The sequence below is a fragment of the Paenibacillus polygoni genome, assembly GCF_030263935.1.
In the GTDB taxonomy this organism is placed as follows: Bacteria; Bacillota; Bacilli; order Paenibacillales; family Paenibacillaceae; genus Paenibacillus; species Paenibacillus polygoni.
On the sequence record NZ_CP127162.1, the window covers coordinates 1,380,491 to 1,406,883 of the forward strand.

Here is a 26,393-nt window from a genome sequence, read left to right on the forward strand (position 1 = left end):
CTTTCAGATTCACTTAGGAAGTGGTTTTTGTAATGAGTGGCTCTTCATCTGTAATGAGCACTTCTTTATCATAAAGTTCCATCGTCAGCGGTGCACCGGAAACAAGCGTAATCTTCACTTCGTTCTGATCTACATTTACATTAATCAGGCGCTCACGATAATTGATGTGGAAGCTGTAGCTAGACCAATCTTTTGGCAGGAATGGCGAGAAGCGCAGCGTCTCTCCATGCGTACGCATACCAGCAAATCCTTGCACAATAGCAAGCCAGCTGCCTGTCATGGAAGTAATATGCAGACCATCTTCCGTGTCGTTATTATAGTTATCAAGATCAAGTCTTGCCGTACGTTTGTACATTTCTACTGCTTTTTCTTCCATCTTCAGTTCAGCAGCAAGTACGGCATGAATGGAAGGGGAGAGGGAAGATTCATGAACGGTCATTGGCTCATAGAAGTCAAAGTTCCGTTTCTTTTCTTCCATTGTGAACTCATCGCTGAAGAAATAAATTCCTTGCAGAACATCCGCTTGTTTAATGAATGGAGAACGCAAGATTTTATCCCATGACCATTTCTGATTGAGCGGAAGATCCGCTTTATCCAAGGAGGATACAGGACGCAGATCCTTATCAAGGAAGGTATCATGCTGTACATGAACACCCAGCTCCTCGTCGTAAGGGAAGTACATACGGTCCACAATATCCTGCCAGTGAGCGAGTTCCTCAGCAGAAATATTTAGCTGTTCTTTTCTCTGTTCGTCGATATCTGCTAGACATTCCATCGTATATTTCAGAACCCAAGTTGCCATGGTGTTGGTGTACCAGTTGTTGTTTACGTTATTCTCATATTCATTAGGTCCGGTTACCCCATGAATCATATATTTATTGTGACGTTTTGAAAAATGAACTCGGTCAGCCCAGAATCTGCTGATTTCGGTCAGTACTTCAATACCTTCATGTTGAAGATACGTTTTGTCACCTGTATAGTTCGTATAGTTATAGATGGCGTAAGCAATCGCTCCATTACGGTGAATCTCTTCAAACGTAATTTCCCATTCGTTATGACATTCCACCCCTGTAAAGGTAACCATCGGGTAGAGCGCACCTTTTAGACCTTGCTGACGTGCATTATGTTTCGCACCTTCCAGTTGATTGAAGCGATAGCGCAGCAAGTTTTCAGTTACACGCTTGTCAGCAAGCGCGAGATACATTGGAACCGCGTAAGCTTCGGTATCCCAGTAAGTTGCACCGCCATATTTTTCACCTGTAAAGCCTTTAGGACCAATATTCAGGCGCTCATCATGTCCATAGTAAGTCGAGAATAACTGGAAGATATTAAAGCGAATTCCTTGCTGTGCTTCAACATCACCTTCAATAGTAATATCCGCTTTCTCCCAGCGCCGAGCCCACTCCTCGATATGTTCTTCTTGAAGCAAGTTGTATCCTTTGTTCATCGCATCTGCCATCAGACGTTCCGCTGTAGGGATCAGCTCTTCTTTCTCCATATCACGTGAAGTGGTCACCACGACAAATTTCTGAATTTCTGCAGAAGCGCCGGAAGGGATTTCATATTCATAATGAGCCGCTGCATAGAGACCTGCTTCTTCTGTTGTCATCGATAAAGCATGTTCAGTTACAATGCCCATTGTTGCATTAATGGTGAAGCGCTCGATGTCAAAAGCATTTTCTTTCGTCATAGCCGAAAGACTGATGTAAGGTTCGCCGATTTTGCGATCTGCTTCCACCCAGAATGTTTCTTCATAGTTAGCGTCTTCATTTTTCGTATTTCCGTCCAAGTACGGAATCAGAGTGACCTTGATATTCTCATCTGTCAGATTGGTTACGTTATATTTAATGAGACATAGTTCAAGGAAGGAGGCACTGAGAAAACGTTCTGTTTCAATGCGCACCTGTTCATTTACGGTGAAGGAACGACGTAGAATCCCTTCTTTCATATCAAGTTCTTGGTAGAAGTCAGTGACACTGTCTTGATAAGTGTCGATTTCGTGACCATTAATTAGGACACGAATTCCAATGAAATTCATAGCATTGATAACCTTGCCGAAATATTCAGGATAGCCGTTTTTCCACCAGCCAACTTTTGTTTTGTCAGGATACCAAACCCCAGAAATATAGGTACCTTGATGGTGATCTCCGGAATACGTTTCTTCAAAATTTCCTCGCATTCCCATGTATCCGTTACCAATGGAAGTCATACTTTCTTGAAGGCGCAGATCTTCCTTATGAAGGGTATTTGTAGTGAGTTTCCAGGCATGAGTGTCAAAAATACGTTTGTATGACATGATAATCCTCCTTGAAGAGTGTGAGTCTCCACAACTCCTGTGTTAGTTAATCACGGGTAAACTTTGATACCTCATCGTACTTTGAAAGCCTTTCCTATATTGTCAAAATCCATATCTAGTATCTTATGAATAACCTTGGTCATTTGCTTTTATAAACGTACGATGTTGCATCGTGAAAGTGCTATCATTTGATTGCGTTTTCAGTATATAGTGCAACCGTTTGCCCTGTCAACCCAAAAAAAGAACAATCTCGTATTCGACTTCTCAGGATACTTTATGAAAAGCAGCTTGATGCTGATCAAATGCGTGATCATTCTTTTTGGGTGGCGTAAGGAAATTTTGCAATCCTTTAGGCCGTAGTATTCTCCATTGTTTTGCGCTGAGAAGAAGCACGCTCGACAATTCGGTGGGGGACAAGGATATGTTTCGTCATTTCTTTGGGATCTAAAATTTTCTCAATGAGACTTTTTGCTGCTTGATATCCCAATGTAAAAATATCGATGTCGACCGAGGTAAGCGGGGGATTCAACATCTCAGCAATACGAAGATTATTAAAACTTACTAGAGAGCAATCCTCTGGCAGAGAAAAGCCCATCTGACTCAGCATCGTTTGCAGAGGGAGAGCATACATATCGTCGCCGACGATAATGGCAGTTGGCCGGGTAGGCAGCGTAAAGAGTGAATCTAAATCTGCATTAGTAAAACTAGAGTCCAGAATATAGGAATCATCGGCATAGAGGACGGCATCATGCAATGCTTCTCGGTATCCGCGCACCCTTTCTTTATGAACCGTGCGGCTTACATCTGCTCCCACATAAGCGATGTACTTATGACCAAGCTCTATAAGGTATTGGGTTACGTCTTTACCCGCTTGGAAGTTGTCATTATCTACATGAGTGGTTTCATTTACATATTGCTGCGGTTTACCAATGACGGTATAAGGAATTTTCTCGTTATGGAGATAATCAACTACCGGGTCTTCTGATTTAGAGTAGAGGATAATGAAGCCATCCACCCGGTTGGCTCTTGTCATCATTTTGACACGATCAAGCAGTTCTTCATCGGTTCTTGCTGTGACAATGGCCATCGTAAAATTTTTCTCATTTGCAAGCTCACTGATTCCTCGAATACTTTCTAGAAAGAATGGATTTTGAAAAATAGCAACATCTGCATCTGGCATGATGATTCCGATCGATTGCGTCATCTTGTTCGCCAAGCTTTGTGCGGAGAAATTAGGTTCGTATCCAAGCGCTTTCATTTCTTTTCGTACTCTGGCCTTTGTTGCTTCGCTGATCTTGGGACTGTCCTGTATAACACGAGATACAGTGGAGGTAGCCACATTCGCACGCTTTGCAATATCTTTAATAGTTACTGCCATAAATCAACGCTCCTTTACTATATTCCTTTGTTATATCATACACACCCCTTGGCAAATGAACAACGTCTGAACTAAGGGTTTACATCACATTTTAAAAAAAGGGTTGCAAAATGAAAGCGATATTATTTATAATGTTCTTGCAACCGATTGCACAGAATTGCACCATGTTGCAAATCCATCAATTGAATCCCTGTCAAATTTAAAACAGCAAAAGTGTAAACGCTTAAGAAAAACGGCTGAAAATTAGTTTCTGTATTTTAACTTTGTAATCGTTTTATGTAAGGGATTTCTGTATGCGATATCAATTCCAATTATGCTAAATGGGGAATCATAATGGATGAAGCGAAGGTTGCGAAATAATAGGAACATGAGGTACTCATTATGAAAAAATTATTGTCTTTTGAGTTCTGGCAAAAGTTTGGTAAAGCACTCCTTGTAGTTGTTGCGGTTATGCCAGCAGCCGGTATTATGATTTCACTGGGTAAAGTAATCGCCATGTTCGGGGGAGATCTTTCATTCCTAGTGACCGCAGGCGGGGTTATGGAAAATCTCGGTTGGGGAATTATCAACAATCTTCACATACTATTTGCAGTTGCTATTGGTGGTTCTTGGGCGAAAGAGCGTGCAGGGGGAGCTTTTGCTGCACTAATCGCTTTTATCTTAATTAATATTACGACAGGAACGATTCTTGGCGTAAGCAGTGACATGCTCACACAAGAGGGAGCAACGACAACGACTTTATTCGGTCAGGAAATTCTAGTATCGGGCTACTTTACTTCCGTACTAGGAGCACCAGCACTGAACATGGGTGTTTTTGTCGGTATCATCTCTGGTTTCCTCGGAGCTGTCGTCTTTAATAAATATTATAATTATCGTAAACTGCCGGAAGCATTAGCTTTCTTTAACGGTAAACGTTTTGTACCTTTCGTAGTCATTCTATGGTCTGCTATTATTGCCGTTGTGATGTCTGCCGTATGGCCTTTTGTACAAACAGGAATTAATGGCTTTGGTAAATGGCTTGCTGCTTCGGGAGATACAGCACCGTTTATGGCACCGTTCTTATATGGTACGCTAGAAAGAGTACTTTTACCTTTCGGTCTGCATCATATGTTAACAATTCCAGTTAACTACACAGAGCTTGGAGGCATCTATACCGTATTAACTGGGGCGAATGCGGGCGGAACAGTAGCTGGACAAGATCCACTCTGGCTTGCATGGGCAAGTGACCTTGCTAACTTGAAAGGAACAGATCCAGCAGCATATCAGCAGCTTATTTCCACAGTTACTCCTGCACGTTTTAAAGTAGGACAAATGATCGCAGGAGCCGGTATTTTGATGGGTATTGCGCTTGCTATGTATCGCCGTGTAGATAAAGATAAACGTTCCAAATATAAATCAATGTTCCTGTCCGCAGGTTTGGCTGTATTTTTGACAGGGGTAACTGAGCCGCTTGAGTTTATGTTTATGTTTGCTGCACCATTATTGTACGGTGTATACGCAGTCATTACGGGTCTTGCTTTTGGTATGGCAGATTTAATTCATCTGCGTCTTCATTCCTTCGGTATGATCGAATTATTAACACGGATCCCGTTATCAATTAATGCCGGGCTTGTCGCAGATATTATTAACTTTGTTATTACAACTGCTGTATTCTTTGGAGCATCGTACTTTATTTCTTACTTTATGATTGGCAAATTTAAATTGGCTACACCAGGCAGACTTGGGAACTATACAGATGAGGAGTCTGATAAAGCAGATGAGGATGCTGGTTCTGCACCTGCTTCTCAAACCGTAGCTGCGGATGCAGGAGAGGAAGATCTTCCTTCTAAAATCATTACTATTCTCGGCGGACCACAAAATATTGTCGATGTAGATGCATGTATGACTCGTCTGCGGATTACAGTGAATAACGTGGATGCTGTGGGTAATGAAGAAGAATGGAAGAAACTTGGAGCACTCGGGCTGATCAAGAAAGATAATGGAATTCAAGCGATCTATGGACCGAAAGCAGATGTACTGAAATCCGATATTCAAGACAGACTAGGGTGATGAAATTTTGAGAATATTAACACTGAACACACATTCATGGATCGAAGAAAATCAGCTTGAGAAAATAGAGCAGCTTGCTCATTTTATAAACGAGCATGATTTTGATGTGATTGCACTTCAGGAAGTCAATCAATCCATGCAGGAAGAAGCACTTCCTGCTTCGGAAATGAACTATTTCTTCGAAGCGGAAGAGAATACGATTGTTAGAGCAGATAATTACGCTTATGTCCTTCGTAAACAGCTTCAAACTGAGTATTACTGGACCTATATACCTGTCCATGTCGGCTTTGCTAAATACGACGAAGGACTAGCTATTCTGTCCAAGACACCGATTAAAGAAGCGTTCGGTGCTTACGTATCGAATATGCGGGATTATACTAATTTCCGTACACGCAAACTGCTGGGAATCAAAACGGAAAACTCCGGTAAGGATACCTGGTTCGTGAATGGCCATTATAACTGGTGGCATGATGAAGAGGAACCATTCAAACCTCAGTGGAAATATTCGCTTGCTGTGCTGGACAAGTATGTTGGTTCTCTGCCTGCCTTTATTATGGGAGATTTCAACAATGCAGCTCACATTGAAGGCGAAGGTTATTCCCTGGTGACAGAGAGTGGATGGCATGATTGTTATGAGCTTGCAGCTCAGAAAGATGACGGATTCACGGTGGTTAAGGCAATTGCAGGATGGGAAGATAATAAGCAGAAACTGCGAATCGATTATGTCTTTTCCAATCAGAAAATCCCTGTCCAATCTTCAAAAGTCGTACTGAATGGAACCGAAAGCCCTGTGGTGTCAGATCATTTTGGTATCGCTGTTGAAATCTAAAGTTAACAAGTAAATAATCCCACGATCCTGGAAGGAGGATGTGGGATTATTTTTTGTATCAATAGGTTTACATCAAGGGGCTGAACTCGTATTCGTCTCTGCTGACAATATCTCCTGATATAGATCCGTAACTGCTGTGAAGAGCGGGATAGATTTGTCATCTAGGAAGGAAGAAACGTCAAGGTTTTGATTCCATTTTATTCTTCCTTTATAAGAGATAGGGGTTGTTTTAAAATAAGCAGACATAGCTGTCAGCAGTTCGCTGCATGCAAGTAGTTCCTCTTTCTTCTCTTTTAATTGCTCATTCCTAATTGCATCAATCGTAAGATAACCCACTTTTTGAACCCGAATCAGGATAGGAAAGTCTTCTTCCACATGATATGGACGATGGGTAATTTCATTAAAAGCTTGATCATATAAGGTACTGGTTCTTTTTAGCGACCGAAGTACGATATTGGACAAGATTTTTATTTCTTGGTTATGGTGTTTTTTAGCATAAGTCTTTAGCAGCTTGGCTTGGGCATCCAAAGCGGCAGCAAAAGTCCGATCCAGCCTTTTTGAAGCAGAATGAGGTGATAATACAAGCATCCCGGCTAAACCAAGAGAACAACCCAGCAAAATATCTATAATTCTTACATTTACAAAGGCAATCGGTGAATCTACCGGATGTGCCAGTGATACGAGCAGAAGAGAGATGGGTGTGATAAATACCGCAGCAAGGGCATAATTCTTGACAGCCAGCGTTTTAATAATGAATTGCATGATAGCAACACTCAGTACGATCACAATGCTTGTGGATTCTAAGAATAGCAGCAAGGACGCGAGTAATCCTCCTATGCAGGTACCAATCATAAGCTGAATTCCACGATAAATACTGGCCGTTGCTGTAGCAGCGATCAGGACAGAAGCGCATCCTATGGGAACCCATGAAGGATGCGGTGCCTGGATCATAATCGCTACTCCATAAGCAACAAGAACGAGCAGCCCCATTTTCATTGAGGCAGAGAAAATCGTTGTGTAGTGATACAGGCCTCGAATACTCCACCTGGTGCTAATGGCTTCTTTTAGTGAACGGGTGGACACCTCAAGTTTGGAAGAAGGGTTCTCGGTCGCACCCATCAGGTAAACAAATGCTTCCTGTAAGGCAGGATGAAAATCATCATCTTCTTTTATATTGCCGAGAACTTGCCAATCCACAGTCAAAGTGGAAGATCGTTTAGGTAAGGTACGGGCTATCGTTCTCAGCATACGTGGATAGGCAGCAGGAACCGATATTTGTTGATCTTCGGTAGAAACAAGAGCCCAAAACAGCTGATCCGCCGCCGTTGTAATCTCGTAGATTTGCTGAAGGGAGCGATTTTCCTTTCTCCGAGAAATCATACTTTTATAAATTTTCTTTTTCGTTTGCTGAAGAAGTTCTCCCGTCTCCAAGCGAAGAAGCGGATAGTCGCTCGTATTCAAAGACTCAAGCATCGTTGCGAGTTTTTGGTACAGGGTAGAGAGCATCCTTTTTTCTGGCCCATATCGATGAAACGCTAGAGGGATCATACATAGTAGGAGTGCAGGAATACCGCCAAGAAGCACAATCAGTCCCCGATAGGCGAATAAACCAGGATCTGCGGGTAGGCTGATTGCCATACCGCATACGAGAACAAACATATATCCTGCAGGAAGCAGAACGCCTGATATTCCACACAAAAAAGTAGCTGCTGCACCAATGAAACTAATGGCAGCTGCACTTGCCAGTAACGAAGGAGCGGCAAGGGTGCCCAGCATAATACTGAAAGCAAGCCCTAACAGAATGCAGCTCAGTTTCACAAAGCGCTGTCTTGCAGTTTCATCCCTCATATATACATTCACAAAAGCACCCATGGTTGCCAGCATTCCAAGCCCAGGTTCATGTAAGATGATACCAGTTAGCAGAGGAATGCCGGTGCTAAGCCCCGCAATAACAGCCGGTCCCCAAGGAACCGGGACTTTATTGATACGAAAAGCTTTTTTTAGATGCTGTGCGATGTAAGTTCTTGTTTTGGGTATTGATTGCTTGTTTGAATCCAAAATGATATGGCACCTCTTTAGTCTTGGGTAATTCAAGTTAAGTTTTCAGTCAAAAACTCTATTTACCACAAGACCTCGGAGTTTAAACTTGCATCAGTAATCATCTATTAGGATACAACTCGTTGAAACTGACTTTGGTACAGCTCATAATAAGGGCCTTTTGCTGCTAATAATTCCTCATGTGTTCCTTGTTCTACAAGACGACCCTGCTCAAGGTAAAGAATGGTATCTGCATCTTGAATCGTACTTAGCCGGTGGGCGATAACGAAGCTCGTTCTCCCTTGCATAAGTACCTTCATTGCCTCCTGAATATGCATTTCGGTTCTTGTATCTACACTGCTTGTGGCCTCATCCAGTATAAGAATATCCGGATCGGCCAGGATGGCTCTCGCGATGGTTAACAGCTGCCGCTGTCCATGACTCAGGTTGCTGCCTTCCGTACTAAGCATCGTGTCATATCCCTGAGGGAGTCGTTTAATAAATGTGTCTGCATTCGCGAGTACAGCCGCTTGTTCTATTTCCTCATCCGTTGCATCCAGTTTACCAAAGCGGATATTTTCCCGAATCGTCCCTGAGAAAACATGGGCATCTTGAAGTACCATCCCCATCAGCCTGCGGAGATGATCTTTGTCGATTTGGCGAATGTCCACATCATCAATCGTAATTGCTCCATCCACAATATCGTAGAAACGGGTTAACAGATTTACGACCGATGTTTTACCTGCTCCCGTGGGTCCAACAAGAGCCACCTTTTCACCTGGATGTGCAGTAAAGCTTATGTTTTGCAAAATAAGTTTATCCGGATGATAGTGAAAAGACACATCATCGAAACGTACTGCACCTTGTATATTCGTAATCGGTTTTCCATGTTCGCCTTCATGCTCCGTCTTCATATCCATAATCTCAAATACTCTCTCTGCACCGGCGACAGCAGATTGAATCAGGTTGTACTGATTTGCAAGTTCAGAGATGGGGCGTCCAAATTGACGAGAGTAACTGAGGAAACTAACGACAACGCCGACCTGGGTTTGACCCTGGAATACGAGCCAGCCTCCCACAGCCGCAATCAGGGCAAAACTGAGGTTGTTAACGACATTCATGAACGGTCCCATCATCCCAGACATCATTTGCGCCTTAATTCCAACCTGATTAAGCCGTTCGCTAATTTCCCTGAAGCGCAGAGTTTCTTTTTCTTCCTGACGGTATAATTTCACCACTTTTTGCCCGCTGATCGTTTCTTCAATCATTCCATTGAGATCACCCAGATGCTGCTGTTGTTCCTTGAAATATCTCTTTGTGTATTTAGCAATATTTCGGGTTACGACAAGAGCGAGCGGGATACTAATCAGTGCTACTAAAGTAAGCGGTATATCCAAAATTATCATAATTACAAGGGAACCGATGAGTGTCACGATACTATTCAGCAGTTGAGTAACACTTTGATTAAGCGTACTTGATACATTCTCTATGTCATTTGTTGCACGGCTCATCAGTTCTCCAGTGCTGCGCTTATCAAAGAATGAAATCGGCAATTTCTGATACTTTGAAAAGAGATCTTTTCTCAGATGAAGCACCGTATTTTGAGAGAGGGCGGTCATAATATAGGCCTGCACCCAGGTGACCACCGAACCGAACAAATGAATAGCGAGCATGATCAAGCAGATTTGAATCAGTCCCATATAGTCTCTCGGGATAATATAATTATCAATTGTTACCCCAACAAGGTAGGGACCTAGTAGAGCAGTAAGTGAGCTAAGCACAGTGAAAATATAAACCATGAGCAGTGCGGCGCGCTGTTTGTTTAAGTAATTCCAAAGCCGTTTTATCGTAGGACCCGTATGTTTTGCTCTTACCTTTGGCATTTGATGCACAGGAACTCGGGAACGCATTTGATTAGACATAGGATATATCCTCCTTGCGCTGTGAACGGTAGATATCTTGGTAAACGGAACTTGTTTTCAAAAGTTGTTCATGCGTTCCTTGAGCTGCGATCTTTCCATCGTTTAGAACAAGAATCAGATCTGCTTTTGTTACAGAAGAAATACGCTGTGCGATGATAATCTTAGTGATGTTGCTTTTTTGTTGTTCCATCGCTTTTAGTATGTTAGCTTCTGTCTTGAGATCAACCGCACTCGTACTGTCGTCCAGTATAAGTATCGAAGGATCCGTAACAAGTGCTCTCGCAAGGGAAATTCGTTGTTTTTGCCCGCCAGACAGATTTACCCCTTTTTGTCCAAGAACCGTGTCATACCCTAGTTCCAACCGTTCAATAAAAGGAGCTGCTTCGGCTGCCTTTGCAGCGGCCCTGATTTGTTCGTCACTGGCTGAAGGATTGCCGTAGCGGATATTATCCCGAATTGTTCCGCTAAACAGAATTGCTTGCTGCATTACTACGGCAACCTTGCTTCTTAGTTCCTCCAGATCATAGTCCTGTACGGGGACACCCCCCACCCGTATTTCACCGCTGTATACTTCGTAAAGTCTTGGAATGAGATGGACAAGAGTCGTTTTCCCAGCACCCGTCGCTCCAAGGATCGCTACCATTTGACCCGGTTCTGCTTTGAAACTGATATCAGTGAGGACGAGGTCGTCCTCTCGGTTATGGTAAGAGAAGCTAACATTAGAAAACTCAATAGATCCTTCATGATCACTTGACGCACGTTTTGGATGAACCGGGTTTTCAAGCTCAGAATATGTATTCAGCACTTCATTTACCCGATCTGCAGATACTTTCGCTCTCGATACAAAAACTAGCATGTTACTTAGCATCAGCATTGACATTAGGAGCTGGGTGACATAGTTAATAAAAGCGATGAGTTTACCTATTTCAAGACTTCCTTGATAATACTGCAATCCTCCGAACCAGAGCACTGCTACGATACTGGTATTCAGTACAAGCGTCATCAGCGGCATACTGAGTGCCATCAGCCGGTTAGCCCGAATTGCTGCCTGGGTATAATCGTCATTTGTTTTGTTGAATCGCTGCTCTTCATAATCACTGCGGACAAAAGCTTTGATGACACGAACACCCGACAAGTTTTCTTGAAGAACAGTGTTTACCTGATCGAGCTTGCTTTGCATTTTCGTAAATAAAGGAAAAGACCGTTTAGTTAAGAGATAGAGAATGAAGAAAAGTACAGGCACGGAAACGACTAAGATGAACGCTAGATTAGGGCTCAGCATAATGGCCATCACTAAGCTTCCGATCAGCATCAGCGGCGTACGGACAAAGATTCTTAGAATCATCTGAACAAAAGCTTGCAGCTGTACCACATCATTCGTTAAACGAGTAATGAGCGAGCCGGTTTTTCGTTCATCCAAATTGCGAAAAGAAAAGGATTGGATCTGTTCGAATAATCGAATTCGTAGATCTTTTCCAAAATGCTGTGCAGCTATGCTCGAAAAAATCGTACAGCCGGCTCCGCCTACTAGACCAATCAGCGCGACAACGATCATAAAGAGCCCGGTTTCCTGAATATGACCAAGGTTATTTTTTGTTATCCCTTCATCTATGATACTTGCCATGAGCCTGGGCTGAAGCAAATCCATAGAAACTTCGAGCATCATAAGCAGAGGAGCGAGTAAGCTCGCTGCCCAGTAGGGTTTGAGAAAAGGAAGTAGTTTCTTCATTGAAATAAGGACACCTTTCGTAAGTGAGATAGAGGGACAAAGTTTTAATAAGTGAATCAATATTGTAATTCATTACAGCAACTACAGATATGTATGGAGTGAATTCAAGTAAGCTTGTTTTTAACTTAAAGGCACGACGGAAAAATTGTCAAATCATTCCTGACAGGACTAAGATGCAAGAATTATATGTTCCAAACGTACTGTTTTCCATTGGATTAACTTTAATATTATTTTATATTTAGAATAAAAAAGCGTTTACAGAGTTTACTAGTTAGGTTTATTATGTAATTGATAGAAAGAAGATAGCAAGCAGGATTTATATTTTAATTAATTCATTAAAAATAGGGAACACGCACAGAACCATTCATTTCAATAAGGTGGAGGTTATTATTATGGTAAAAGTTCTTGTACATACGGAGACACGAAAAAGCCAAATCAACAAAAATATCTATGGTCAATTTTCTGAACATTTAGGACGTTGTGTTTATGAAGGAATATGGGTGGGGGAAGATTCGCCCATTCCAAATACGGACGGCATCCGAAATGATGTAATAGAAGCATTGAAACAACTAAAAGTACCTGTACTGCGCTGGCCAGGCGGCTGTTTTGCTGACGAGTACCACTGGGAAGATGGAATTGGTCCTCGTGAGAATCGTCCGCGTATGCTTAACACCCACTGGGGCGGAGTAGAAGAGAATAACCACTTTGGTACGCATGAATTTATGAGACTCTGTGAACTGATTGGGGCAGAACCTTATATTTGTGGTAATGTCGGCAGCGGTACAGTGTATGAAATGCAGCAATGGGTAGAATACATGAATAACGGCGGACAGTCGCCAATGGCAAGTCTTCGTGCACAGAACGGTCAAGAAGAACCGTGGAACGTGAAGTATTTTGGAGTAGGTAATGAAAGCTGGGGCTGCGGCGGGAACATGCGTCCTGAATATTACGCTGATCTGTATCGCAGATATTCCACTTATGTGCGTAATTACAGTGCTGAGCCGGTATATAAAATTGCTTGCGGACCTAATACAGCAGACTATCACTGGACAGAAGTTCTTATGCGGGAAGCTCATCATCTCATGAATGGACTTAGTCTTCACTATTACACGACAGGTACGGGTATATGGGAGAAGAAAGGCAGTGCTACTGGATTCACAAGTGAAGAATGGTTTACAACACTGAAAGCTACTCTATACATGGAAGAGCTGATTGTAAAACATTCGGCTATTATGGATAAATATGATCCAGACAAAAAAGTAGGACTGATCATTGATGAATGGGGAACTTGGTTTGAAGTAGAGCCAGGAACAAATCCAGGATTCTTATATCAACAAAATACAGTTCGCGATGCGCTCGTAGCGGGAATTAACCTGAACTTATTCCATGAACATTCCGATCGTGTAACGATGACGAATATTGCACAGATCGTGAATGTCCTTCAAGCAATGATTCTAACGGAAGGTGCTAATATGGTACTGACACCGACATATCATGTGTTTGATATGTATAAAGTTCACCAGGATGCACATTTGCTTGAGTCTCAATATGTAAGTCCATCTTATAAAATGGGTGACGAAGAAATTCCGCAGCTCAGCCTATCTTCTTCTGTAGATCATGAAGGGCATATTCATGTATCTGCTTGTAATCTCAGCCATGCAGATTCCTTGAATGTAGAACTTGATCTGCAAGGGATTGAAGACGCTGTGGTAAGCGGCCAAGTGCTGGTTTCATCTGATAAGCTCGATGCACATAACTCGTTTGATAACCCGGCTCAGGTTGCACCGAAAGAACTTCAAGGAATCACAGCAGAGAAAGGAAACGTTAGTTTCACACTGCCTGCTGCTTCCGTAGCAGTAATTAAGATTGTGCCAAAGAAAGGCTAAGGGAAGAGGATGACAACAAGAGCTGATAACGAATGCAAAGGTTGTACGGCAAGTGTGCATGTCAGCGAATCACAACTTGCCGTTATGGAACAGTCTACTGTTACATCTGAGCAAGGAATGTCAGAGCAGGCTGCTCAGGAACTGTACAAAGAGCGTTTAGCAATCTGCCGTACATGTGATGGATTCAAATACGGAACCACTTGCAAATACTGTGGATGTCTCATTCCTTTGAAAGCCAAGGTAGCCAGCGCTACCTGTCCCTATCCTTTTGAACCGAAATGGCTTAGGTAATGAATGAAGAATGTAGAATGATAAATGATAATGAAAGCATCTTCCTTTCTGAGGAAGGTGCTTTTCTTACATGAAAAGATACTGTGTTACTCTATAGTAGAGAGTAGCTTAATTGAAATTCATTTCTATAGAAAAGAGGAACTTCCTATGAAAATTGCTTTTGTTGTCTTTGACGGAATTACGTTTCTGGATTTTGCTGGATTTTATGATGTAATTACAAGACTTGCGTATTTTCCTGAAACGAAAAATACGACATGGGACATATGCGGAATGCAAGAGGAAGTAACGGATGAACTTGGAATGACAATGAAGGTTACTAAGGTGAAACCAGATCTTTCTTCTTATGATATGCTGTTTGTTCCCGGAGGGATCGGGACGAGAAAGCTTCAATACGATCATGATTTTACCCAGTGGCTGAAGAGTGCAGAGAAAGTTAAATTTAAAATTTCTGTATGCACAGGCTCGTTATTGCTTGGTGCAGCAGGTTTTCTTCAAGATAAGAGAGCGACCACCCATCCAATGCATTATGATTTGCTAGTCCCTTATTGTGCGGAAGTGGTGAAATGTCGCCTTGTTCGAGACGGCAATATATTTACCGGCGGCGGTGTAGCCACATCCATTGATTTGGGCCTCTATATTGTAAGCCTGTTTCTTAAAGAAGAAGAGGTGCACAATATTCGTAAGCAAATGGATTATCCTTATCGTCATCACGATATCATTACCATCTAACAATAGTGGACGATGAGAAAGTTCTGAAAATAGACTAAGGTTGAAGAGATGCTTCTTTTGTATATACAAAAGGAGCATTTTTTATAGATACCAAGTAGATCGAGATACGAAACTGCTAGACATATTTTTGGGAAATACAGTAAAATAATGGGATTAGAATAAAGGGGTGCAGCTGATATGTCTTTTGAAAAAGTGCTTGATCAGGGGTATGTTCGTCTAGTGAATCATATGGGGTCGGATCTGACCATAGTGAATGCGGCAAGAGTATCTTATGCCAAAGAGTCAGTAGAACTCACGGAGAGAGACATGAAACTGATACGGTTCCTAGCAAGAGAAGGTCATACTTCTCCTTTTCGTCACGTAATGCTTCAATATGAAATTTACGCACCCTTAATGGTCGCTAGACAGTGGTGGAAATACATAGTCGGCTCAAGTCATATGGAAGGTACAGGTGATAGCCTTGATGCGTGGAATGAGTCGAGTCGCAGATACATAACAGAAGAACCTGAATTCTATATTCCAAATCATCAGGAGTGGAGAGGAGCACCCGCGCATTCAAAACAAGGGAGCGGAGACGTGCTTCCAGGAGAGCAGGGTGCGAAACTAAGTGCAGAGTTACTGGAGTATGTAGAACTGGGTATAAAAAAATATGAAGCAGCCCTGGAATCAGGGGTATGTGCTGAACAAGCAAGGCTTTTTCTCCCATCTTACGGGATGTATATTCGCTGGTACTGGACAGCTTCGCTGCAATCGGTATGTCATTTTTTGAATCAGCGGCTTATGCATGATGCCCAGCAGGAGATCCAAGCGTACGCGAAAGCAATTCTATCCTTAAGTGAACCACTGTTCCCGGTAGCAATAAATGAGATGGTGCATGTTAAGGAAGAAACATTAATATAGAAAAGAGCATAACCTAAATGAGTGGCAGGAGGTAACGAACCTTGGAATACCGTAAGATGGATGTCCGCGATTATGAGCAGTGTATTGCTTTATGGAGAAGAACGGAAGGCATGAGCATCAGCAATGCAGATTCCAGGGAAGCCATAGAAAGTTATTTGGAACGTAATGAAGGATTCAGTTATGTAGCTGTTCAGAATGAAGATATCATAGGGACTCTGTTGGCAGGCCATGACGGAAGAAGAGGCTATCTATACCATTTGGCAGTCAAGCCAGAATACCGGGGACAAGGGATTGCTAAAATCCTTGTACAGTCTTGTCTGGACCGGCTTCGAGACGCAGGGATCGAGAGAGCTCATATTATGGTGATGGGTTCCAATGAGAGTGGCCAATCATTCTGGACGGGTCTTGGATGGACACGGCGCGGAGATATTTTGATATGTTCCCGGGATATTCATATGAATCCTGTAGGACAGGGATGACGTCAACAATTTTTTAAGTAGGATAGGGAGGCTGACAGTGATGAACAAGATAGATTACAATGGGCGAATCTTTACGTCATGGGAGAATTCCGGCAATGGGGAGGTCAATCGAGAGACACTTTTTCATTATTTTCAGGACGGAAACCTCGTGTGGGCTAATTATGCAGGAGGCGGTATTATAGCAGGCCATCTGATTGCAACAATGGGGGACGACGGGGCTTTAGATATGCGTTATCATCATGTTAATGAAAAGAATGAGATCATGACAGGGATATGCACTTCTACTCCCGAATTACTTGAGAACGGAAAAATACGCCTCCATGAAGAATGGACATGGACAAGCGGAGACCGGTCAAGCGGGCGCTCTATACTGCAAGAAGTCTGAAGGTGATTGTATTGTTGTATTAGAAGGAGGCAGCCATGGATTTGGATAATCTGGTCGTGTTCAGTTTTGTAGGGATCCTCTTCGTTATCATCGGTGTGATAATGAAATGGAAGCCTCCAAAGCGAATAAACAGCTTGTTTGGATATCGAACCCATCGGTCAACTCAGAATCAACGAATGTGGGAAGAAGCGAATCGTTATAGTGCGATGTGGATGATTTATGTTGGGATTTTTTTTATAATCATTGGATTGATCGTTGCTAAATTTGTTCAAGGTATCCAGGGACTTGGTATTTTGGTAGGCGTTTTTTTGACTGTTCATCTCCTTGTATTTGTCATGGTGGAGAGAAGGTTAAAGGAATTGGAATAATACATGGAAATCCAACTACAACCGATTATACAGTGAAAGTAAATGTTAGAAAAACCGAACTATTTCAGTGTTTATAAACAAAACGTATGCATTTACAATATAAGGGTATTAAGAAGTTGTGCGGCCTGCATAACTTCTTTTTTATTCCATATAAACTACGAATTAGGAGTAAAAATTAGCAAGTCAGCAGTAAAATTGAAATTCATAAATATTTTTTTGGAAAATCAAACTATTTCCTCTTAAAGCTTGTTATTATAGTACTGAACGTTGTTTTATCTGAATTCTGAATAGAAAATGTGAGTTAGTAAAGCGGATAAAATCCGCTGTGAAATAGGAAGGATGAACGGAAGTTTCCTGTGAGAAATATGGAAAATATCTTCTTAACGGATGCCCGTCAGATCGGAGTTACGGCAGCTCAGAAAGCAGAGATTATCCATTGTTAATTTTTTGACCAAATGGTGTCATTAAAAGCAAAAGGCGAACATCGGGTAGGTTATGATTCTGTGCTTCATTTGAGAACATGGTAAGAGCTGGATTGGGGCAAGCTATTCCTGATCAACCATTCATTGTAAGAAGTGAGTATACGCAATAAAACCAAAATGAGTAAGCGGACTGTACTGAAGGAGGAATAGTGATGATGATATCCTACAACCATGAATCCATCGAGTATCACACAACTACAGGAGGAATAATTATTCAGAATGGCAAAGTTCTTCTGCAAAGAGAACAAAACCAGCCGTATTGGTTTTTACCAGGCGGAAGTGTAGAAGCAGATGATACACCTGAGTATACAATCGCTAAGATGATATATGAACAGCTTGGTGTGCCTGTAATTCAAGAGCAGCAAGTATGGATGATTGAGAATATTGTCGATCTACCATTGGGGCCCAATATGCGGATTCATGAGACGGGAATGTTCTTCGTTCTGGAACTTCCATACCCACATCCGATCTTCAATCAAGATGGTGAATTTACAGGTACAAATAAAGAATATAGGTATAAATGGATTGATCTTGATGTTCTTCGGCAGCACCATGTTGTTCCGGAATTTGTCGTTCCCGAGCTTCATGTGCTGGAAATTGGAAAGGGTGTCAAGCATATCGTGAGCTAGTATTCATCGAAAATATCTCTGTTCTTTATGAGTTTGAGCAGGGAGCATACATATGCTAAGTCTTACAAATGAAAAAATAGGATGGATCTCATGAAAACCTGAGTTCGTACTCAGGTTTTTTTATGTCTTAAAATAACAGATGACTTTGCATCTTTTCGTCTGAAAAGGTATTGTAGAAAGTAATGTGAAAAGGTAAGTATGGAGGGAACCAGGGGACATGGCTAAGCAAAAATATTATGTAGTTTGGGAAGGGAAAAGCCCGGGTATTTATACAAGTTGGCCTGCATGCCAGCAGCAGGTTAACGGAGTGAATGGCGCTAAATACAAGGCATTTGAATCCAAATCAGAGGCCGAGAAAGCCTATACGGCTGGCTGGAAAGGATATTGGGGGCAAGGAGGAGCTCAAAAATCTGCAGGGAGTTCTAGCAAGCGTACGTATGGAACTGCTGATGCTGCACCTATAGAACCTGTTGACTACAATAGTATCTCGGTTGATGTAGGAACTAGGGGGAATCCCGGCCCAATGGAATACAAAGGTGTGGATACGAAGACAGGAGAAGTGTTGTTCAGTGTAGGTCCCATACCGAATGGTACAAATAATATCGGCGAGTTTCTTGCCATTGTTCATGCGCTGGCCTATCTTCAAGAAAAAGGAAGTAACAAGACCATTTATAGTGACTCAGTAAATGCGATGAAATGGGTTAGACAGAAGAAAGCAGCTACTACATTGAAAAAAGATGCCTCAACCCGTCAGGTTTGGGATTTAGTTGAGCGGGCTGAAGAATGGCTCAGAACACATACGTACCAGAATAAAATTGTGAAATGGCAAACGAAGTTGTGGGGAGAAATAAAAGCAGATTATGGACGTAAATAAATAGAGAAATCATAACATATACAATCATGGAGGGAACTTAAGAATGACTAATTATAAAGCTGTATTTTTTGATATAGATGGTACGTTGGTGAATGATGAGAAGGTTATTCCTGCAGATGCAGTTGAAGCAGTGAATCAGCTGAAAGCTCGTGGAATAGATGTTTTCATAGCGACAGGAAGAGCACCTTACTATATTACTGAATATTTAACAGAGCTTGGTCTGGACTCCTTTGTCAGCCTGAACGGATCCTATGTGGTGTATAAAGGACAACCTGTTTATAAAGCTCCTATTTCCAAATTAACAATGGAGAGACTGGAAAATACAGCACTCAGCCACAACCATCCTGTTGTGATGCAAGGTGCGGAGGCGAGCTTTTCTAACACGAAGCAGCACGATTTTATAAAGACATCTTTTGAGACTCTTCGTGTCGAGGTACCGGGTTATCGTACTTCTTACTGGAAAGAAGAACCGATTTATCAGGCGCTGCTGTATTGTCAAGAACACGAAGAACATATCTATACCTCAGAGGAAGCAGGTTTTCTAGATCTTCAGTTTGTTAGATGGCATCCTTATGCTGTGGATGTAATTCCTGCGAGTGGTTCTAAGGCCAAAGGTATTGAGGCGGTACTCAAAGTTTTGGGATTATCCAAAGACGAAGTAGTTGCTTTTGGCGATGGACTGAATGATGTAGAAATGTTGTCTTATGTCGGGCTGGGGATCGCAATGGGAAATGCCAATGAAGAAGTGAAATCATATGCTAATCATGTGACCAGTTCAGTGGATGAGAGCGGAATTCGTAAAGGCTTGGAGTATGCCGGATTATTGTAGTGAGTTTTGGTCTACATAGGACAGAGCGGTGTGAGAAGAGGATGATCCATGGGACCATCCTTTTTTCTATGCTGGCAGCCTTTATTTTTAACCTAAAAAAATTACATGAAAATTGCATAATAAGGGGAACCAATCCGCTTAAAAAAGGATATATATGGTATTATTGAACTCAAGATCGGAAAGAGGATTGGGAGTTTCCTGTGAGGAGGATGTTCATGTTCTATGTTAATGCAAGAGCTTTTATTGAAAGAGAAGGAAAACAAGGAACCGAGCTCGTCATTCAAACCCGTAACAAGCCGGGAGAGGAAGCACTTGAACTCCCAGGCGGGAGAATTGAACTATTCGAATCTATACACAAAGCGTTAATTAGAGAAGTCCAGGAAGAAACAGGTCTTACGATTACTCGGATTGAAGGCGCTTCAAAAAGGATAGATACGGTAGGGATCAATCCTGATTTTGAGGTCGAATGTGTGGAACCTTTTTGTGCATACCAAACTCTTAAGGGTCCGATTGATTCCATTGGTATGTATTTTATCTGTAAGGCAGAAGGGAAACTGTTGGAACAAGGAGACGAGACAAAGGGAGCTACATGGAAAACGCTGCAAAGTCTTCGTACGATGATCGATCAGAATCCGCTGCAGTTTAGTAACGTGGACCGAGCAGGTCTAAAATATTATCTGAAACATAGAGTTGTGCGTGATTAAGTTACCTAAGTTATTATTTTAATTTTTCTCTCATTCACTTAGTTGTCGTACATGCCTTCCTTCTTGAATAAGATGAACAATAGGTTGTCTTTTTATTCAAGAAGGAGGAGGCTGTATGATTACAAGTGCTTTTTTAGGTTACATACTGCTCGGAGTTTCGATAGCTGCGCCGATTGGTCCGCTCAATGCTGCCCAGCTTAACATTGGAATCAGACGTGGATTTTTTCATTCCTGGTTTTTTGGACTGGGCGCAGTGCTTGCTGACTTATTGTACATGCTCTTAGTGTATTTGGGAGTTGTCCATTTACTAGAGGCTCCCTTTATTCAAACGTTTTTATGGTTGTTTGGTTTTTTTGTGCTTTCCTACACAGGAATAGAAAGTATTCTTAGCACCGGTCAGATTAAAGAAACGGAGATTGACCATAAAGAACCTTTGGGTAAATCGGTGATGTCTGGATTTTGGTTATCGCTTTTTAATCCGATGTCCATTCTATTCTGGCTTGGCATTTATGGTTCCGTTTTGGCGAAAGAGACAAGCTCTGGAAGCGTAATGCATGTAGTAATTTTTAGTTCTGCCATCATACTTGGTATTTTTGTGTGGGACCTGGCCGTTGCCACCATGTCCAGTTTCTTCCGCCGTTATTTAAGTCCCGCACTTTTAAAGACCATTTCGGTCGTTTCGGGTCTATCCTTATTAGGATTTGGGTTATATTTTGGTGATCAAGCTGTCAAGGCTTTATTTTTTTAACTCTTCCCGGGAAGCGATATTTGTTCGATTTTAAGCTTTGGATCAATTTGCGATTCGGTTTGGTTCGTTTAGGCTTATCCGCAGTCCATACTTTTTTCTGCATAAACAGGGTTAAGAGACCAATGCATGCGATAAACAGAAAGCTAATCCAAAAGCCGGGTCTACCCGTCTTATGAAAGAGTGTTCCCGTTACAGCGAGTAGAATGAGAGTAAGTCCTCCATACCTTTTGACTTGTCCAAAAGGGGTCAACTTAAGCAGTTTGCCTGATGTAATTAGAATGAAGGACCAATTGTACAGGAGCATGAGTCCTGCAGCAGTGGTAATTGATTCATAGATAGTATCAGGCAACAGCAGCGCTGTTAGGATCGAAATACCGAGAAGCACAGCATTAAATCCATACGCATAAATAGGAAAACGTTCCTTCACTTTTCTGCCGAAAAGAGAAGGGGCGTCTTTGTCTTGAGCAAGGGTAACCAGCATCGTCGTTACCGCATATAAGGATGCAACCATCGTCGAGAAACCAGCAACAATCAGCACACCATTAAATAGGTGAGGAATAAAAGGAAGTTCATAAGTGGCGAGTGCCTGGATAAATGGACTCTTTTTTGTTCCATAACTCTGCCAAGGCGCTAAGGTAAGAACAAGAATCAAGGAACTTACATAGATTACGGCAAGTACCGTTATCATAATCCGACCGGACTTTGGAGCTTCTTCTGGCTTCTTCAAGCGAAGTGCCATAAGCCCCATGACTTCGACTCCGCCAAAGGCATAAAAAGAGAAGAGTAATGCTGCCCATGTACCTGTAATGCCGGTTGGGAAAATCTCAGTGAGACGAAGCGGGGCATGAGGTTTTATTCCGCCGGATAACCAGCCGAATAAACCGGCAGCTCCAAGACCAATGAACATAAGAATAGCAGAAAGTTTGATAATGGCTGCTGTCGTCTGCAGCGGATCAAACAACTTCGTACCAATTACGATGATCAGGAGACCAAGGAGTGCATATACCGACGCGAATACCCACATTGGGATAGCCGGAAACCAAAATCTCGTAAATAGGGACAAGGCAGTGAGCTGACTTCCCATAATGAGTAATTCTGAAGAAAAATACCCCCATCCACTGCTAAATCCAGCCCATTTTCCATAGGCCTTCTTCGCATAGGATCGGAAAGATCCTTGCTCTGGTTCAGCAGCTGTCATACCGGCGAGTGCATTAAATACACAATATGTACCAAGAGCAGCCAGTACAAAAGTAAATATAACGGATGGACCACCCACCTTAATTGCAAGAGCAGAACCTAAAAAATACCCCGTTCCGATGGTACCGGCAACACCAAGCAGAGAAAGTTGCCACCAAGATAGATTTCCTTTTGTCTCAGATGCCTGTTTCTTATTGTTTTTATTATCGCCCATTTTTTCTGTACCTCATTCATGTCATATTTACCTCTGTAATATAAGAAAAGAGGGACAAAAAGATACTGGAATAATTTCCTGTATAAAAATAGGCGGAAATAATTGGCAAAATATAGGGATTGGACTATGATAGATAAAAGGCGAATAAAGCAAAAAGACGGGGGAGGTGTCAGATTATGCAAGGTAAAGTACTCGAAGTAAGCACTGCCGAGCGACTTGAACGTTCTGAAATCGAATACATGATCGATCGTATGAAGGCCATGGAAGAACGGCCGGGGAATCCAATGGGCATTGAGATTCAGTATTTTGGAGAAGCTGTCGCTTTTTATAGCAGGGAGATGCCTTGGCCCCAGTTTAATACAGTGAAGGGAATCAGCTCAGCGGAAGAGTCCTATTTGCCTGAAATAATGATGTTTTATCGCTCCAGGGATCGAAATCCGCAAATAGAGATTACTCCTCTTAGAGCAGAGCCTACACTATTTAGATCTCTGACCGCACATGGATTTTTCCAGTCCTCCTTTCATGCCACGTTATATACAGAATGTAAGAAAGAGACTAACTCTTCATTAGAAAAAAAGACAAACGACATAGAAAATATTCAAATTGTAGAAATTAGCTCGCATCAATTTGATGATTATGCTACGGTTCACTGTCTAGGAACAGGATTACCGATTTCAGGGATACCGCATATTGCAGATAACAACCGGATTCTTCATGGAAGAAAAGGCTGGAAGTATTATGTCGCTTATGATAATAACGAACCTGTAGGCGCTGCGATAGCCTATATGCAAGGAAATACCGCTTCATTGACCTTTGCAACTACTTTGCCGGCCTACCGAAATAGAGGGATTCAAACCCTGTTAATAGAGCGGAGAATGAGAGATGCAGTTCAGGAAGGTTGTAATCTGATCGTTGGACAAGCCTCGTATTTGTCTTCGAGTTTTCGGAATATGCAGCGAGCAGGATTGCAGCTTGGTTACACGAGATCGACTTGGAGCAGTCTTACGCCGCTGAGCGGCCTGATGTAGAAAGAAGGGAATATAAGAGTTGAAGCAACAAACTTTATTTCGGGTGATTCTTTTTCTATATTCCGTAATGCTTCTATATTTTATGTTTGCCGGGTTTCATCGCTATGTTCATGATAACTATCGCTATAATCTAATCCCACTACATACGATATCAGCTTATGTGAGGAATCTGAGTCTAGATCATATCATTGATTCCGCCATAAACCTGATTGGAAACATTGCCGTTTTTATCCCGCTTGGTTTTCTTATTCCTGCATCGCTGTCTCGTCCTTGGTCCTATGGAAGGTTCATTCTAATCTTTAGTTCTTTAATCCTTTTGCTTGAGTGTATGCAGACTTTGCTACGAGTGGGGACCGGAGATATTGATGATCTATTATTGAACGTAATCGGTGGTTCTATTGGATATCTATTATTCAGACGATATGAGACAAAGGCCTCCTAATGGGTCCGAAACATAGAACAAATGCGGTATTTAGAAAAAGAGTGAAAAAACCGATATATATAAGGGATTTTCGGTTTCATTTTTATGACAGATCGGAAAAGAAAAGGTCATGATTGACGCAACTATTAGCCGATTTCTGCGTTCATTATAGTAGTGAATGTAAAAAAATGTTGGATGCCGGCGAGTTTACTAGACGACCAAAAGGATGTGTGAAGGTTTGAAGAAAATTGTTCTATTCATGTTGTTGTTTGTAGGGTTATGGGTGATTCCTGGGCTCAGTCATGCAGACAGTGGACAAGCTAAGATTTATCTTAATGATAAACAGCTTGGAACGACGGGAGATACGAAAGTCGAGATTATTAATAAATCTGTCATGATTCCAATCCGTATGGTAGCAGAGGAACTTGGCTATGGCGTAAAGTGGGAACAAAAAACAGGCACCGTTACGATAGAACAAAATGGCTCTACCATAAAAATGGTCGTAAATAATAAGAATGCTACGGTTGATAATGAGTCCGTAAAGCTGGATAATGCGCCCGTTCTTAGAAAGGGAACGACTTTGGTTCCGCTGCGTTTTATAGGCGAGCAGTTCGGAATGAAAGTGAAATGGAACAATACGACAAAGACAGTATATCTGGAAGATGAGAGTGGATCCGGTGCAGGCAGTCAGCCCCCAGCAGGTTCACCTACAGCTCCCAGCGAAGGGGATAGCAGTACGGTAATAAATCCTAGTGGTCTTGCTGAAATCAGCGGACTCAGCTTCAGCGATAATCATCTGCTGATTGCAACAAGCGGTACAGTTACACCAAAAGTATTCACGATGACTGGACCTGATCGAATTGTCATTGATCTGCCTAACTCTCATTTCAGTTCAACGTTTGGGCAAGATCTGAATCAGCAGGGAGCAGGTACTTTAGAAGTTACGGATTACCCGCTCGTATCTAAAATTAGATACTCACTGTTTAGTGATAAACCTTCTACCGTACGCATTGTTATCGATTTAACGCAGTCTTCTGGGTACCATGTGACGCAAGAAGGGACAAGCCTGCTTGTCATTGATTTAAATTCAGATACATCCTCTACACCAAGTACCGACAATTCGGGGACAACCCCTGTTATACCGCCGAACACGGAGAACCCTGGCGGAAATAACGGTAATAAAGTCATTGTTCTAGATGCAGGTCATGGAGATCATGATTCTGGTGCAGTCGGAGCTACAGGCAAATTAGAGAAAGACTTAAACCTCAGTCTGATCTTGAAGGTAGAAGCGTTACTTAAAAAAGAATCGGGCGTTGATGTCATTCTTACCAGAGATGATGATACATTTGTTTCTTTAACAGGTCGTGCCAAGGTAGCAAATGACCTCGGAGCGGATGTGTTCATCTCCATTCATGCCAACTCTGCCGGTTCATCTGCAAGCGGGACAGAAACGTTTTATTACAAGAATCAAGATAAAGCCTTAGCTACGATCGTTCATAAACATTTGGTCAGTGCAACGGGTTTTAAAGACCGTAAAGTGAAATCAAAAAATTTATCCGTATTAAGAAATACAAAAATGCCGGCTGCACTCCTGGAGATCGGTTTCCTTTCTAACAAAACGGAGGAAGCTGCTATGTTCAAAGAAGATTTCCAGAACCGTGTAGCCCAGGGCATTGTTGATGGTGTTAAAGAGTATTTGAACTTATAAATTATCATTATGAGAATGAAGGATCCATCATAAATATCCACGGTGTAGAGATTAGAGAAGAAGAGATCTCTACACGCATAAGAAGTCGCGAAATCGCGGCTTTTTTTGTTTTAGTAATATAAATTCCATTATCGTAAGCGAAGGAAAGGAGCTCTTTTTTAGGTCGATATATTCAGAAATGAATACCTAATCTTAAGAATTTATTATTTTTAACACATTGAAATCCATATAAAATGGAAACAACAAACATGTAAGCGCTTTAAAAGTTGTATTAAGGTGAA

General features: G+C 41.9%; 23 protein-coding genes. 17 read left to right on the plus strand and 6 right to left on the minus strand.

Annotated features, from left to right (window positions below; all coding sequences use genetic code 11):
• Positions 1-13: 13 nt before the first annotated feature.
• Together QPK24_RS06740 and QPK24_RS06745 are read right to left on the minus strand one after the other, a co-directional pair.
• A complete protein-coding gene (locus tag QPK24_RS06740) occupies positions 14-2,296 on the minus strand; it encodes a glycoside hydrolase family 65 protein (RefSeq protein ID WP_285747268.1) in 2,283 nt (760 codons plus the stop codon).
• 349 nt (positions 2,297-2,645) lie between these two features.
• Positions 2,646-3,674, minus strand: coding sequence for a LacI family DNA-binding transcriptional regulator (locus QPK24_RS06745; RefSeq protein ID WP_285747269.1), 1,029 nt, complete (start codon positions 3,672-3,674; stop codon positions 2,646-2,648).
• Positions 3,675-4,055: 381 nt separating this feature from the next.
• Between QPK24_RS06745 and QPK24_RS06750 the strand changes: the two genes are divergently transcribed.
• Positions 4,056-5,723, plus strand: coding sequence for a PTS transporter subunit IIBC (locus QPK24_RS06750; RefSeq protein WP_285747271.1), 1,668 nt, complete (start codon positions 4,056-4,058; stop codon positions 5,721-5,723).
• Positions 5,724-5,730: 7 nt separating this feature from the next.
• Positions 5,731-6,552, plus strand: a complete 822-nt coding sequence (locus QPK24_RS06755) for an endonuclease/exonuclease/phosphatase family protein (RefSeq protein WP_285747272.1) — start codon at positions 5,731-5,733, stop codon at positions 6,550-6,552.
• 72 nt (positions 6,553-6,624) lie between these two features.
• On the opposite strand, the gene QPK24_RS06760 is transcribed toward QPK24_RS06755, so the two are convergent.
• From QPK24_RS06760 to QPK24_RS06770, 3 genes are all read right to left on the minus strand, one after another.
• On the minus strand, positions 6,625-8,610 hold the full coding sequence (locus QPK24_RS06760) for an FUSC family protein (RefSeq protein ID WP_285747274.1): 1,986 nt from the start codon (positions 8,608-8,610) through the stop codon (positions 6,625-6,627).
• A gap of 107 nt (positions 8,611-8,717) precedes the next feature.
• Positions 8,718-10,511 carry an ABC transporter ATP-binding protein gene (locus QPK24_RS06765; RefSeq protein WP_285747276.1) on the minus strand — a complete coding sequence of 598 codons (1,794 nt, stop codon included), beginning with the start codon at positions 10,509-10,511 and terminating at the stop codon, positions 8,718-8,720.
• Positions 10,504-12,240: an ABC transporter ATP-binding protein gene (locus tag QPK24_RS06770; RefSeq protein WP_285747277.1), complete on the minus strand. Its 1,737-nt coding sequence runs from the start codon at positions 12,238-12,240 to the stop codon at positions 10,504-10,506. The genes QPK24_RS06765 and QPK24_RS06770 overlap by 8 nt, the downstream gene beginning before the upstream one ends.
• A gap of 392 nt (positions 12,241-12,632) precedes the next feature.
• Between QPK24_RS06770 and QPK24_RS06775 the strand changes: the two genes are divergently transcribed.
• From QPK24_RS06775 to QPK24_RS06830, 12 genes are all read left to right on the plus strand, one after another.
• Complete coding sequence (locus QPK24_RS06775; protein WP_285747279.1) at positions 12,633-14,126, plus strand: alpha-N-arabinofuranosidase; 1,494 nt, start codon at positions 12,633-12,635, stop codon at positions 14,124-14,126.
• 9 nt (positions 14,127-14,135) lie between these two features.
• A complete protein-coding gene (locus QPK24_RS06780; RefSeq protein WP_285747281.1) occupies positions 14,136-14,417 on the plus strand; it encodes a DUF6171 family protein in 282 nt (93 codons plus the stop codon).
• 147 nt (positions 14,418-14,564) lie between these two features.
• On the plus strand, positions 14,565-15,146 hold the full coding sequence (locus QPK24_RS06785; RefSeq protein ID WP_285747283.1) for a DJ-1/PfpI family protein: 582 nt from the start codon (positions 14,565-14,567) through the stop codon (positions 15,144-15,146).
• Positions 15,147-15,323: 177 nt separating this feature from the next.
• Positions 15,324-16,046 (plus strand): FAD-dependent thymidylate synthase, encoded by a 723-nt coding sequence (thyX, locus tag QPK24_RS06790; RefSeq protein ID WP_285747285.1) that lies wholly within the window; start codon positions 15,324-15,326, stop codon positions 16,044-16,046.
• A 41-nt stretch (positions 16,047-16,087) separates the two neighbouring features.
• Positions 16,088-16,525: a GNAT family N-acetyltransferase gene (locus QPK24_RS06795; protein WP_285747287.1), complete on the plus strand. Its 438-nt coding sequence runs from the start codon at positions 16,088-16,090 to the stop codon at positions 16,523-16,525.
• 37 nt (positions 16,526-16,562) lie between these two features.
• On the plus strand, positions 16,563-16,910 hold the full coding sequence (locus QPK24_RS06800; protein ID WP_407082957.1) for an avidin-fold protein: 348 nt from the start codon (positions 16,563-16,565) through the stop codon (positions 16,908-16,910).
• 35 nt (positions 16,911-16,945) lie between these two features.
• A complete protein-coding gene (locus QPK24_RS06805) occupies positions 16,946-17,278 on the plus strand; it encodes an SdpI family protein (RefSeq protein ID WP_285747290.1) in 333 nt (110 codons plus the stop codon).
• A gap of 634 nt (positions 17,279-17,912) precedes the next feature.
• A complete protein-coding gene (locus tag QPK24_RS06810) occupies positions 17,913-18,389 on the plus strand; it encodes an NUDIX domain-containing protein (RefSeq protein ID WP_285747292.1) in 477 nt (158 codons plus the stop codon).
• 217 nt (positions 18,390-18,606) lie between these two features.
• Positions 18,607-19,263 (plus strand): ribonuclease H, encoded by a 657-nt coding sequence (gene rnhA, locus QPK24_RS06815; RefSeq protein WP_285747294.1) that lies wholly within the window; start codon positions 18,607-18,609, stop codon positions 19,261-19,263.
• Positions 19,264-19,306: 43 nt separating this feature from the next.
• Positions 19,307-20,092 (plus strand): Cof-type HAD-IIB family hydrolase, encoded by a 786-nt coding sequence (locus tag QPK24_RS06820; protein ID WP_285747296.1) that lies wholly within the window; start codon positions 19,307-19,309, stop codon positions 20,090-20,092.
• A gap of 215 nt (positions 20,093-20,307) precedes the next feature.
• Entirely contained in the window at positions 20,308-20,796 is a 489-nt protein-coding gene (locus QPK24_RS06825; protein ID WP_285747298.1) for an NUDIX domain-containing protein, read from the plus strand.
• A 115-nt stretch (positions 20,797-20,911) separates the two neighbouring features.
• Positions 20,912-21,544 (plus strand): LysE family transporter, encoded by a 633-nt coding sequence (locus tag QPK24_RS06830; protein WP_285747300.1) that lies wholly within the window; start codon positions 20,912-20,914, stop codon positions 21,542-21,544.
• Here the strand turns inward: QPK24_RS06830 and QPK24_RS06835 are convergent.
• Positions 21,525-22,955 carry an amino acid permease gene (locus QPK24_RS06835; RefSeq protein ID WP_285747302.1) on the minus strand — a complete coding sequence of 477 codons (1,431 nt, stop codon included), beginning with the start codon at positions 22,953-22,955 and terminating at the stop codon, positions 21,525-21,527. The two genes, QPK24_RS06830 and QPK24_RS06835, sit on opposite strands and share 20 nt — an antisense overlap.
• Before the next feature lie 176 nt (positions 22,956-23,131).
• On the opposite strand from QPK24_RS06835, the gene QPK24_RS06840 reads away from it, so the two are divergent.
• The 3 genes from QPK24_RS06840 (at position 23,132) to QPK24_RS06850 (ending at position 26,112) form a co-directional block, all read left to right on the plus strand.
• Complete coding sequence (locus QPK24_RS06840; protein ID WP_285747304.1) at positions 23,132-23,983, plus strand: GNAT family N-acetyltransferase; 852 nt, start codon at positions 23,132-23,134, stop codon at positions 23,981-23,983.
• Between the two features lie 19 nt (positions 23,984-24,002).
• Entirely contained in the window at positions 24,003-24,425 is a 423-nt protein-coding gene (locus QPK24_RS06845) for a VanZ family protein (protein ID WP_285747306.1), read from the plus strand.
• A 217-nt stretch (positions 24,426-24,642) separates the two neighbouring features.
• Positions 24,643-26,112, plus strand: coding sequence for an N-acetylmuramoyl-L-alanine amidase family protein (locus tag QPK24_RS06850; protein ID WP_285747308.1), 1,470 nt, complete (start codon positions 24,643-24,645; stop codon positions 26,110-26,112).
• The last annotated feature ends 281 nt before the right edge of the window (positions 26,113-26,393 follow it).